The 12,421-nt window shown below is 63.9% G+C and carries 11 protein-coding genes; 4 read left to right on the plus strand and 7 right to left on the minus strand.

Features of this window, described 5'->3' with window-relative positions; genetic code table 11:
• The first annotated feature begins 193 nt into the window (after positions 1-193).
• Positions 194-1,075 carry a helix-turn-helix domain-containing protein gene (locus G8760_RS31195; RefSeq protein WP_425502370.1) on the plus strand — a complete coding sequence of 294 codons (882 nt, stop codon included), beginning with the start codon at positions 194-196 and terminating at the stop codon, positions 1,073-1,075.
• 148 nt (positions 1,076-1,223) lie between these two features.
• Here G8760_RS31195 and G8760_RS30630 read toward each other — a convergent pair whose 3' ends face one another.
• Positions 1,224-1,478 (minus strand): winged helix-turn-helix domain-containing protein, encoded by a 255-nt coding sequence (locus G8760_RS30630; RefSeq protein WP_166355012.1) that lies wholly within the window; start codon positions 1,476-1,478, stop codon positions 1,224-1,226.
• Positions 1,478-1,714: a hypothetical protein gene (locus G8760_RS22125; protein ID WP_166355013.1), complete on the minus strand. Its 237-nt coding sequence runs from the start codon at positions 1,712-1,714 to the stop codon at positions 1,478-1,480. Before G8760_RS22125 ends, G8760_RS30630 begins: the two co-directional genes overlap by 1 nt.
• Before the next feature lie 215 nt (positions 1,715-1,929).
• Here G8760_RS22125 and G8760_RS31200 point away from each other — a divergent pair, with 215 nt between their 5' ends.
• From G8760_RS31200 to G8760_RS22140, 3 genes are all read left to right on the plus strand, one after another.
• Positions 1,930-2,118: a helix-turn-helix transcriptional regulator gene (locus tag G8760_RS31200; RefSeq protein WP_166355014.1), complete on the plus strand. Its 189-nt coding sequence runs from the start codon at positions 1,930-1,932 to the stop codon at positions 2,116-2,118.
• Between the two features lie 488 nt (positions 2,119-2,606).
• Positions 2,607-3,428, plus strand: coding sequence for a hypothetical protein (locus G8760_RS22135; RefSeq protein ID WP_166355015.1), 822 nt, complete (start codon positions 2,607-2,609; stop codon positions 3,426-3,428).
• Positions 3,429-3,665: 237 nt separating this feature from the next.
• Entirely contained in the window at positions 3,666-3,944 is a 279-nt protein-coding gene (locus tag G8760_RS22140) for a hypothetical protein (RefSeq protein WP_166355016.1), read from the plus strand.
• A 139-nt stretch (positions 3,945-4,083) separates the two neighbouring features.
• Here G8760_RS22140 and G8760_RS22145 read toward each other — a convergent pair whose 3' ends face one another.
• The 5 genes from G8760_RS22145 to G8760_RS22165 all read right to left on the minus strand — a co-directional run bounded on the left by G8760_RS22145 (position 4,084) and on the right by G8760_RS22165 (position 12,212).
• Positions 4,084-4,392 carry a winged helix-turn-helix domain-containing protein gene (locus G8760_RS22145; RefSeq protein WP_166355017.1) on the minus strand — a complete coding sequence of 103 codons (309 nt, stop codon included), beginning with the start codon at positions 4,390-4,392 and terminating at the stop codon, positions 4,084-4,086.
• 4 nt (positions 4,393-4,396) lie between these two features.
• Positions 4,397-4,705: a hypothetical protein gene (locus G8760_RS22150; RefSeq protein WP_166355018.1), complete on the minus strand. Its 309-nt coding sequence runs from the start codon at positions 4,703-4,705 to the stop codon at positions 4,397-4,399.
• A 110-nt stretch (positions 4,706-4,815) separates the two neighbouring features.
• Positions 4,816-5,163, minus strand: coding sequence for a sulfate permease (locus G8760_RS22155; protein WP_166355019.1), 348 nt, complete (start codon positions 5,161-5,163; stop codon positions 4,816-4,818).
• Between the two features lie 221 nt (positions 5,164-5,384).
• On the minus strand, positions 5,385-8,966 hold the full coding sequence (gene mobF / locus G8760_RS22160) for a MobF family relaxase (protein ID WP_207782606.1): 3,582 nt from the start codon (positions 8,964-8,966) through the stop codon (positions 5,385-5,387).
• A 432-nt stretch (positions 8,967-9,398) separates the two neighbouring features.
• Positions 9,399-12,212: a TrlF family AAA-like ATPase gene (locus G8760_RS22165; protein ID WP_343074443.1), complete on the minus strand. Its 2,814-nt coding sequence runs from the start codon at positions 12,210-12,212 to the stop codon at positions 9,399-9,401.
• Positions 12,213-12,421: the final 209 nt, after the last annotated feature.

Raw genomic sequence — 12,421 nt, forward strand, 5'->3', positions numbered from 1 at the left:
TGGGGTTAGTGTGGCTAATTGAACAGTGCTTTTCAACCTCCGTAATCTCGCAAGCTAGGCTTTGGTGAGGTTTTCGATACATGTGTTTCGGTAACGGAAATGCCACTAAGGCCTGGTCAGGTACCATGTTGATCAGTCACGGCTTTGCAACGTTCCCCCTACCCATGGAGTTGTTATCGAATAGAGGGGTCCCATGACACGACCTGCAAACACACCTGACACCCGCTTCCAGGAGTACGGCCAGGCATCCGCTTTCACCTTCTGCCGCGAACCCGCCAACGGCATCATCGATGACCTACGCGACGCACCCCGACATACCCACCTTGATCTTGAGGTGCACTTCGTCGAGACCGGTGGAATTACCCTCGACTGCGCCGGGCGGGAAGTCTGGCTGGCACCGGGGGAACTCCTGGCGTTCTGGGGCGGCATCCCGCACCGTGACGTCGACCCTGCGCCTCCGAGAACTGTGTACCACGTCGCTCATGTCCCCATCGTCAACGTTTTGACCTGGACAAACTCCGCCGAAGTGCTCGACCGGATCCTCGCAGGCGAGCTACTGAGAGCAGGAACATCAGATGTCGAAGTGGTCGTCGAAAGCATGGCGTTCCAACGATGGAGTAAAGATCTGCTAGCCGATGACTCCCGCCTGCGGACTGCCGCGGAGATGGAGATTCAGGCCCGTCTCATCCGTCTGCTGAGCCAAGCGACGGCGACACCGCGCACACGTCCACGCCACCATATCCAAGGTGCCGCGACGCAGCTTGTCGCCCAGGCTATTCGGTTCGCCACCGCACACTTCGTCGATCACATTACGATCGACGATATTGCCCAGGCTGTGGGCAGACATCACGATCACTTGATGACTAGCTTTCGCCGAGTCTGTGGGCTCACCCTCTGGGAGTACGTGGTCAGACTGCGGCTGGCGGAGAGCCAACGCCTTCTCCGAACGACAAACCTACCCATCCGCGCCGTGGCCCACCGGGCAGGATTTGGCTCCACGAGCGGTATGTACAACGCGTTTCACCGTCACGTTGGCCAAACACCAGCAGCATATCGCTTTGCCAGACACCCCTAGTCCGCGCTTGGTGTGTCAGAAAAGACGGTTTTGCGCCATTACGCATTGGGATTCGAGGAGGTGGGAGACAGAGCGACATGCAGGCCGCTGTGGCCGGGCTGCTCGGAGAAGTCACACCAACGCGGGCAACCCGACTCACACATCCCGATCACCCACCTGGACGACGTGCCACGAAGGTTCCTTTGGCGGGCAACGTGACGACGATGTTGCGTTGCCGCAGTTCCTCGGCGGCGCGTCGAACCGTCCCGATTGACACACCCAGCATCGATGCCAGCGCTCGCTCGCCCGGCAGCATCGAACCCGGTGCCATGTTCTGAGACTCGATCACAGATGCCAGGTGATCAGCAACTCGGCTGTAGACATAACCAGGAGCCCTGTCGTCGGGGTCGAACTCGTCCCACATCACGCACCGCCCGACCCGGACCCGCCGCCCTCACCCCAACCATCGGGGCGCGAACCAACCACGGGACCAGCGCCACCCGCGGCCGACCGAGCCGCGGCGACGTCGGCATTACTCAACAGCAGATCCAGGCACATGATCTCGCGCTGCAAATCCCACAGCGCCGACTGCACCTCAGCCTCAGCCTGTGCCACCCGATCTACCTGACGATTCACCGCACGCCCGACATCATCCGACATGACCGCCACCCCGCAACAGCACCAGCGGACATTCGACCTGCCTCCGGGCAAGCGTGATCGATAGGGTGTCTCCCATGGTTCTCAACCTCCATTCAGGTTGGGTTCCTAGGTCTTGGGTGGCGTTGGCGCGCCGCCCAAGACCGCCAGTTCTGGATACTTCCAGTATACAGCGCATCCACTGCGCAGCAAGTCCGCTGTAGTCTAGCGTGTTCGCCGTGGCGGAGCAGGAACTATGGGACACCAAGGCAGTCGCTGAATATCTGGGAGTGACTGCCTCAACGGTTCGTGCCTATGTCGCCCGGAACGAGATGCCGGCACCGGACATGAGGCTTGCTGGCGGCTGGGTCTGGCATGCCTCCACGATCCGTGAATGGCACGAGAACCGGCCGAGCCAGCGCAGTTAGGCCGACGTCTTGCTCGATCCGTAGGCACAAACACCCATCCAGTTGCCATGCGTAGTTGGGCCGCCTCGAGTAGTTCAGCTGACGGACGGCCAGTGGGGTCCGAGGTAGGGATCGGGGTTCTCCTCAGCCCACAGGTGCAACGCTTTGGCCAGGGCCGCGGCTTGCGGCGCAGGAGAACTCTGGGACACCAGCCGGTCGACGAACAATTAAGGTAAACGGCCCGCGACCATCCGGGCCTATGTCGCACGCGGCGAGGCGCAAGGAGCTAACACGAAACTTGCAGGCGGCTTGCTCTAGCATGCGTGCTCTATCCGCGAATGGCCCCAGAACTGGCCCAGCCAACGCGACTAGCTGGCCACCCCACAACAGCAGCTAGGGACCCGCTCCGCTTGTCAGTGCCACGCCGCTGACTTAACGACGCGTCGGCCAGAGCGACGGGCCTCGCACACCTCATTGATGAGCACACGGCCAATGGGAGGTGCGCGGACGTGAACGCCGAACATCACGACCTGGTTCTCAGGGTCGGTACGTTGCGACTGTCGGTGGCCTACGCCAGAACAGTGGCAGGTGAGCTGGGTGATCGGTGCCAGTATCGGTATGCGGTCGAGTCGACAGACCCCGAGTTGCCCGGAACGTACACCAGTGACGATCTCTACGCCGGCGTCGGCAACGACATCGACACTGAGCAGGCCATGCAAGCATTGGGCTCGTTCCTACATGCCGCTGGCGAGTCGTACGGCCTGCGGTTGGCGTACCCGAATCGCGAAACCGAGAATTCGGACCTGTTCCCCGAATGGGTGGCAGAAGCGGCGTATCAGAACAGCGAAGAACTGGCGACGCTGGCCCTGGAGCCCCAGCTCATCGCAGACGAAACTCCGGAACACGGCACGAATGTGCAGCAGTACATCGGCGTGGTATTCCAGCAGAGTGACGACGCTGAGCAGACGTTGCGAATCATCAACGGGCAAGGACCCAAGGCAGCACTGGAGCATCTTGCGGCGTGGGACTTCGGCGCCGAGACCGAGTACGCGGCCGAGGCCAACGGCCACGTTTACAGCGAGCCGCCAACCGGCAGCCTGGACCGTGAATACGCCGATGGTGAGTATGTGCTGACCTACAACCACGCGTTTGGCCACGTCGGCCTGGTCCGCAGGATCCACACCCCATCCGGACCGCCCACGGATACCGCGCCATCGACTAAGCAAGCGCCAGCGCACGCGAGACCACATCCTGCGGCGGCGGACCCGAACGCATGGACGACACCGGCATCACAAAGCCAATGCTCCGGGTTGGAACCACCAAGCCGCTGACACGCGACGGCTTGGCTGGTGACAGCACGCCTCTTCTGCCTACCGGCAAGTTCCCGCACGGACAGCACATCGAATCCGGCTCAGAGATCGGACCTCCGAACGACGCCCGGGTCCAAGCCCGCTCGCCTCCCGTGCCTGCGAACGCTCACACACATCCCGCCTCGCGCCACCAGCAGCTTGGCCCGATCGCAACGCCAAGAGTCAGCTTTCCTCGTCACTACCGGGTACTAGCCCGCCATGCAGAAGTTGGTGGACTCGCTGGTGGGAGACGCCGAGGATGGTGCCAATATCACGCAACGACAGTCCCGCGTCAGCGAGCATCCGCGCTGCGGCACGATGCTCAACAGCAGCGGCACTGTTTGCCCAGGACGCGGTGCGTCGCAGGTCGTGAGCCTGAGTGATGTGCCGTTTGACGTCTTGAGGAAGCAGGGGCAGCACGTCAACCACGACTTCGTCCGGGAGCAGGTCAAGGTGAGCGGCGATGCCGGACCGCTGATGCTCAGCTGCGTGGGTTAGCAGCGCCACGTTTGAGCGCACTTCGGGGTGCTGGTTGCAGTGGACCAGCCAGCGCCCGTCGTGCCGAACTGCGGTGCTCGTGAACCTCCACCGACGGAGCCTCTGCTCCGAACTCCCCGAGACAACAGGTCGAGGTTGATCAGTCATCGTCGCCTCGCCCACGCCTCCCCGTAGTCGGCCGATGAGCGCCTTCGCCCGGCATGGTCGACCGGGCGACGTAGGTGCCTTTAGCGGGCAGCGTGACGACGAGGCCACGTTCGCGCAGGAGCTCGGTGGCGCGGCGCACGGTCCCGACGGACACGCCGTGTTCCGCGGCGAGGTCACGCTCGCCAAGCATGCGGGCACGTGGTGGGTGCGTACCATCGTTGATGCGGGCAGTGAGGTAGTCGGCGAAGGCCACGTACAGATAGCTCAGATCGGCCTGGTCAGGGTCAAACTCCGGAACCATGGCTCTAGCTCGCGTATGACCGGCGCGCCTGCGCCAGTAGCGTGGCTAGGGTTTCGACCTGTCGCCAGTCGAACACCAAACACTCCTGACCAGCGGAGACTTCCAGTCGGCGCTGACCGACGCCGGTGCTGATGACCGCGACACCGAGGAAGCTGGGATTGCGTTCTGATCCAGCTCGGGCTTCACCGAGATAGCGCCGGCACGGTCCACGATGGGAGTAGGGCTCGTCGCACCAGCGCAGCTGCTGACAGTGCTGGGGGCGGGTATCGAGGCTGGTCGACGTGGGCGTGAGCGGGTTGGGTAGCGTACCCATCGGGTCTCCTCCTGTTACGGCAGGTAGGGGATCAAGGGGTCGTCGTGGAGTGTCCGCTCCCGGCGGCCCCGCCTGGCAAAAAGGCGTGTCTGGTTAGTTGATCAGCTCCTTCAAGTCACGGATTGGCGGACGTTGGCGACGTCCTCATGCCGGGCGGATCGATGCCGCGCACCGCGGGTCGTGACGATCACGGCAAGGTTGACGGGAACGAAGACAAGCAGCTTCAAGCCGTTCCAGATGAACAGGCCAACGCCCCCGTACAGCCACTCCGGTGCACCGCGATCCACAAGGACCGTGCAGACGGCGGCGGCGTACAGATACCCGGCCCCAGAGAGCAGCGCAATCAGGGTGGCTGTGAGGTCTCGCCGCGTGCGCAGGTATGCGAGCAGCACGTTCGTCGGCGCGTAAGTGAGCAGTCGGTAGTAGCCGCCGCCGAGGCGGCCGATCAAACGGAACATCGTGGCATCCTCCCACCATCGAAGACGGTGACAACTGTGGAATGCGGCCCCATGAGTTGAAAGGACGCCCGAGATTCGGGGTTCGCCGCCCAGGCTAGAAGCTGGGACGGACAGACATTACTGCCGCAATGTCTAACACTACGCCGGGTCGGCCGCTGTCGCCATCGATACCGACGGCGTGGCGGCTATCAGGATCACCGCGTGCTCCGCTCCCGGTGGGCTCAGAGGTCCCGGTCCATCACCGGATGGTCGGGCGACTCATGGCTGGCGGCAGGTTGCTGGGCTGTGGCGTCGTGTGCGAGCCGGCGCGCCCGTTCCAACGCCGCGCGGGCATAAGCCGTGTCCGTGCGCCAGCGTTCGCTCGGCACGGTTACGGAACCGAGGGGGTGGGCATCGGTGATGCCGTGACGATCTCGGTACGCGGCCACAGTGACCACTGCGCGTCGCCAAGCTGCCCGCCGCCGTGGCTCGTGCGGGTCGTTGCCGAGCCGACGCACCCAATCCGCTCGCTCCTCAATAGCAGCGCCGGCGAGCGTGTTTGCCCGGCGTTCGACGAGCCGGTGCCGTTCAGCCAACGCCTCCCGCGCCGACGCATCCATGGGGCCGACAGCTGTTGGGATCAGCCCAGCGATCAGCTCCGGCGGACGCTGACCACCGGTGTGCCGGGGAGGAACGGCGGCGATGAGGCGTCGGTGCAGCACTGCGGCGATGTCCTCGGCGTCGTCGAGGCCGCGTCGTGTGACGAGGCGCGGCAAGAGCGAGTCGACGTCGCAGTGGTGGGCTTCGGCACGGCGCAATGTCGCAGCCAGCGGACCAAACGCCTCCGAGTTGACGACCGCCACCGCCTGCTCGGGCGACAATCCGCACGTTTGCACGAGCGTCGCCCAGCGTCCCCGCTGCGCCTCCGCGGCAATGGTCTCGTACTCCGCCGCCAGCTGCGCGATGCTCATCCAACGCTCTTGTTCGGCCCGCAGCGTCTCATGTGCGGATGGCTCCGCGCCACGTCGTGCGAGCACGCCCGTCAGGACTGCGGTGGCGGTGACATCGTCCTCGCTGACCGGCTTCTGGTGCTGTTCCAGGTGCGACTGATCGGTCGCCACGTAGGCGGTGTTGCGGGTGCGGCCGCGGGTCATCGCAACGTAGAACGCCTCGCGGGTCATCGACGGCGAGGCGACCACGGCGTGGGCAGTGTCCACCGTGACACCTTGCGCCCGGTGCACCGTCACGGCGTAGGCAAGTTCGACGTGCTCACTGACATAGTCGGGCGGCAACGTCACACTCGAACTAGGATGCCCGGCGCGGCGGACGACGACGGAACCGCCGTCGCCGATGCCGGTGACCGTCCACCGATCGCCGTTCTTCACCCACCCCCGCCCGCTCGCCAACCTCCTATCGTTACGGCGAGTGACCACCAGATCGCCGACACTGGCCCGCGTACCGTCGTGAAGGTTCACCTCGCACGTAGCGAGTACCTCTCCAGCGACGATGCGGTCCAGTTGTGCTCTGGCATTCAGGGCCGAGACAGTGTCGATGGTCTCCGCGATCATGATCGATGCGTGCCCGGCATCGAGATCGTTGCGCCAAGCGGTGTAGGCAGCGTCGAGAATGTCGTCGAGTTTTCCGCCGACGACGCGGCCACGCTGGTCGTACATCTCGACGACGGCGGTATCGCCGCGGCGTAGCCGCAGTGACGCGGACCGTTCCCACGCATGGTGGAAACGGCGTACACCGGTCAGCTCCGCCACGTCGTTCCCGCGGTCACGCACCAACAACCCGAACGCACCACCAGCATCGACCGCGGCGAGCTGCGCCCAGTCCCCAACCAGCAGAACTTTCGCCCCCGCCCGTGCGGCGTGACTGGCGATGGTGTCAAGCGTGAACGTCCCGGCCATCGACGCCTCATCCACGATGATCAACTGACCTCGCCGCAGCGGCCACCGCCCGGCCGTACGCTCGCGCAACCATTTGGCTGTGTTCTCGCACGCCACCCCGAGATCAGCGGCAAGAACCTCCGCCGCTGTGGCCGAGGGCGCCAGCCCGATCACCGACCCAGGACCGTGGGCGACTTCCCAGGCCCGGCGCATGCCCCGCATCGTGGTGGTCTTTCCGGCTCCAGCCGCGCCCACGAGCACGTCCACGGTCCGTCCAGATGTCACGATCTTGGTGATCGCGTCCACCTGCTCTGCGGCGAGCGCGCCGCCGTCGTGGATGTCTCGACGTACAAGCCGCGGACTGTCAGCCACATTCGCGCGGGGTGCAGTGGTGGCGCGCGCATGGTCCAGAAGCCGGTGCTCGGCGGCCAACAGCTCCGTCGACGTGAACACCTCGCCGTGCCGTGGCCGGAACACCGACGTGCCATCCGCGCGGCGCCACGGCTCCGGTGAAGATGCCACCTCCGGTGGGGTCAACCGCAACGAGAAACGCTCGGCCGCATCGACCACCCGTGCCACGGCAGCTTCCCGATCAGTCGTGCTGGCGAAACGCATGTGCATCAACGTGCGCGACGCTTCAGCATGCAAGTTCCACCGCGTCCACGTGGCACGCTTCTCCCCCACCGCACGCACCACCTGCGTCGCAAGTGCACGCACATCGGTATCGGCAACCTGGCCCGCACGCAACGCCGTTGCATGCGTTGACGACGTGCCACACAGGTTGCGCGCCCATGTTGCCGCGTCCACGCCGAGCACAGCGGTCACGCGTCGTCGCCAGTCGTCGGTCAACTCGGCCAGCGACCGCACCATCTTCTCCGGCCGCGTCGACAGCGTCGCCTGCGCCCGCAGCCGAATCACGACATCGGTGCTGGGGCGACGCCCGTGCGCATCAACGTAGGCGGCGATCAGGCGGTCGGTTTCGGCGTCGATTTTGCCACTGCGGGACGAGAACGACGTCAACAGCTCATCCGGCACGCCGGCGATCTCCCACGCCGGGTTGCGGTCCCGCCCACGCGGGCGCGCTTGCCACGTAATGCCCAGGTCAAGTGTGAGGCGATCCGCCAGCAACGCGTTGTAGTGCTCGGACAGCGCCACCGTCGCCGCGTGCAACGGCCGCCCGTCTAACGTCCGCCATGCGCCGTCGCGGACCGTGTGCACCTTGTTCGACACCACAATATGCGTGTGCAATTGCGGATCACCCGCACGCGAGTCGTAATGATCGAACGCGGTCGCCACGACCCCGGTGACCTCGGCCTGTGCAACAGCTCCGTCCAGGCCTGCACGACCAACGCGTGTTGTTGCGACTTCCCGTTCCAAGAGTGCAACTGTGTCGGCGATGGCGGCGTGGTGCGCACGCGCGATCCGTGCTTGCGTCGCCGCATCGCTGATCGCCCAGAGCACGCTCACGCTCTTCGGAACCGAGAACGTGAAGTCGTAGCCGGCAACCGCCCGCCGGTTCCCCCGACGAGACTCCTCAGCTTCGATGGCCGAGACGGCCTCGGAACGTTCACGCTCAGTGAGCGCAGGGTCGAGGCGAGCGACGCGGTCGTTGACACGGTCCTGCACGGACGCGAACACCGGGAACGCCCGACCCAACGGATCACCAGTGACCGGATGCCTTCCCTCCCCCAGCAGAAGCCTCAACTGCTCCTCAGCCACCACGTCCCCCGCGACGACGTCGGAGGCGAGGCTGCCCACGCCGCTGCCTAGCCACCAACCAGGCGGTGTGCCCTTCTCGGTGTAGTACCGGACCAACGGCTCAGAGAGGCGACGACGCCCGTCGCCGGCGGCCACCGACTTGAGAAGATAGGCGTAGCCGCTGCCCGCAGACATCACCCGCATCGACACCGTCACACCCGTCAGGTGCGCCACCGGGCCTCAGTTGCAAGAGGTGTGACTAAAGATCAACAATCAGAGGCGTAGCCAAGGCTGCTACCACGGTAGTCGGTCGATCCCTGGCAAGCGGCGTCAAGGACGACCGCAGGACTCGTCGGCAGCGCCGGACAAAGATCCAAGATCCTACACAGCAGGAATCCTCTAGCGATGCGAACGTGCGGGCTCGATGGTTTCACTGCCCGAACCAAGGCCTGGCCCATTCGACTGGGGTAGCTGACCAAAGTCAGCACCGCTGATGCACGGGACCATCTTGACCGACCACCAGAGTGCGCGCAGCTGACCATCGCACGGTAGATTTAGCGACGTCGCATCGCTTCGCCCACAAAGCAACGCCCTCATCGTCAACGGGCGAACCGCCCAGATCGTGGCGACACGAACCCACCAGCGTCTCGCCGGTGCCATCGAACCTTAGTACCCGTATCTCTCCTTACGGAGGCGGAACGCCTTCTCCCCACCTTCCATGACGCGCGTGATCTCGTCGCGCACAGCCACGATGTCGATTGCGCCCTCCAACTTGACGCGACCTCCAGACTGGTCGCCCTGCTTTCGGTAGTCGCAGGCGACCACAAGTTCAGCATCGCCATTCACTACCAAATTGGCGTTGTGACTCGCGAATATCAGTTGGCGCCTCTGTTTGGCAGCCCAGATTCGAGTCACGACGTCCTGCACTACTTGGCTGTCAAGGTCCTCCTCCGGCTGGTCGATGATCAGCGGGACACCCGTTTGCGCGAGCAGGACCCGAAGCAGTGCTGTCGCCTGCTGGCCGGCAGAGGCCGCGTTGAACGCAATGAACTCGCCTTCCTTGGTCTGGTACTCGAAGACAGGCTCATCTCGTATCGGCGTGAGAGCGAGGTCCAGCCAGCCGTCAGCCGTCATTCGTGTCCTGGCACGCCGCTGGTCCGGGACTGGAAAGCCGAGGCGAGTGAGGTTAGGGGTCGTCTCAGACGTGTGTTCGGCATCCTCCTCCAGGAGTAGCAGTTCCTCGAGTTCTCCCAGTACGGATTCCCATGTCTCCAGGGGGTCGGACTCGGAACGAAGGCCCGCGAAGAACTGATCTACCTTGCCGCCACGGACACTGGAGCCTTGGATGAAACCGCGGAACTTGGCCTCGACTGCCGCGAGTCCCTGGCCGCGGTTGATACTCGCCTTCAAGAGCCCGTCGGAGAGTTCAGTCACCTTGGCGGTCTCATTCGTAAGCAGGTCCGACCGCGTGCGATAGAGGTTGACGAGTGCGCCTCGCAACTCGGCATGCGCGACTACGGGGTCTCCGAGCGATTGACGATCGCGACGATGATTGGCAAGCAATTCGGCGGCCTGCGTGCGGCGAGCCTCCACACCCGCCAGCTCATCAAGCTTTGCCTGATGCGCTGTCGAGCGGCGCTTGACCTCCTCGTACTGGTTGTCGAACGAACCGATCCCATCTCTGACGGCAGCCGCCGCGACTTGCTCGTTAGCTCCCTCCGCCCGGGCGCTCGTCGCCCTAATTAGCGCTTGACTGATGTCGCTGCGGAGCCCTTCGACCAGTTGGCGCCTCGCGTCAATCAGGGTCGAGATGTCTCCGGCAATTCCGATAGGCAGCTCGCCGGGCGTAGTGAGGGAATCGTGAATCTTGCTGAGCTGATCTACAGACGTCTGCACCTGACCAAGCGCATCCTCCAGCTCCCGCTCCTGGGACCGAAGGAGCTCCCGAACCTCATCAAACTTGGGCTTCGCGCCCAAGATTGCGCGGTCCGGGTCGGAGAGGTCGGTCAAGGCTGTTCGCAGGTTCGTGGCCTGATCGGCAAGGGATCGCTCTGCCAACAGCTGGCTTGCGATCGACGAATCAAGGCTCCGCGCTCGCTGGACCTTAGCGTAGTTCTCACGCAACTTGCCTGCGGCTTCCGTGATCTCTTGGTCGACGCTGTCAAGGGACCGTTGCACTGGCGCGGTGACGAATCGGGTTAGCTCGTCCATCCGCAACGCGACACTACTTAGTTGTTTCTGGCTGTATGCGTGCACAGGAAGGAGCGCTCGGACATGTTCCTCGCGCACTTTGGCGAACTCTGCCTCTCCAACCTTGAGCTGGATGTCTCCCGACACAGCGTCGCGGCGAACCACGTGGGGAATCTGGTTGATCGTGAAGTAGACCTCGACCTGGCCGCCAACTGACTTCAGTGTGTTCTCGATCAACCGTTCTCGTCGCACGCTCGGGTTCGCTAGTTCCTCGTCCCCCGCGTGGGCTGCCTGATCACACAGTCCCCAGCGTAGGTAATCGAGGATCGTTGACTTGCCAGTTCCCCGCCCCCCGATGACGGCGTTGTACTGGGGGTTCAATTGGACATCTACGGGACCAAGGAACTTGCTGTTGGAGACTGCCACGCGCGACACGAAGACCGTCGGCACCTGCGGACTCACATGAGCAATGCGGGATTGATGACCGAGGCACGCCTGACGCAGCGCTTCAGCGGTCGGCTCTGCCCACTTGACCCACGTAGAGGGCGATCCCAGGCTCGCGAAGTCTGCGGACCTGGCGTCTGAGGTTTGGAAGATGGCCAATGGTTTGTTGCCCCATGCCGCATCCTCGCCTGCGAAGATCCTCCGGTTCCCAGTCCCGACTTTGTCGATTGAGCCGTCCAGGTAGCCACCTACGCAGGGCATGTCCTTGTACTCAGCCTGCATACCCTTGCGCATGATCGTCTTGTGGCCGCTGTCGCTGGCATTCGGCAGGACGATGTAGCGGCCCTTGAGCCAATCATGCTCATCGAACTTCCTGTACAGATCGGCCAGCGATGTGACGTGATCCAGCGGCTTTACATCAGGCAAGGCCGCCTTGGCCGGATCGTGCGGAGTGATCGCGAGCACTTGGAGCACCGATGGCAGCCGATCGTCTGGGAAGTCGGCGTCGAGGATGAGTAGAGCCTGACGCGCGAGAGCGAGCGTCATCTCGACTCCAGGGAAGACGCAGAGGCGCTCTTCGGGAGCATACGGCTGGCCGTGTTCGTTCGTTTCGTTCGCGGCGGCCTTGCGAATCAACGGAGCAAATAGGAGATCGTGATGATCGGTGATCGCGACAGCATTCAGGCCGACACGTCGGCACGCAGCGACGAAGGTCTGCGCGTAGGCGGCCCGGTCGGCGTCAGAGGTTGCCCTCTTCCCCTTCCACCTGGCGTCCCTAGGCGTGTGGACCTGGAAATCTGAGCGATAGTAATGTGCCCCACGATCTCGATTCAAGGGAGCCCTCAGCTTCCGTAGATTCAGAGACTGTCAATTAGCCCGGGCGCGCTCCTCAAATGGGCGCGAGGCGCAAATCGTAACGTAAGTCGTCGCCCTGCTCGAACCGCTGTCCACGTCATCGAGCCCTGTCATGTCACAACCGCAATGAAGGGAGCCGACAGACGAGGGGAGCTTGGCTGAGCGCCAGGAACGTCGTCATCTTCCGCGATCCGCGAGTC

This window comes from Phytoactinopolyspora limicola (genome assembly GCF_011320225.1).
In the GTDB taxonomy this organism is placed as follows: domain Bacteria; phylum Actinomycetota; class Actinomycetes; order Jiangellales; family Jiangellaceae; genus Phytoactinopolyspora; species Phytoactinopolyspora limicola.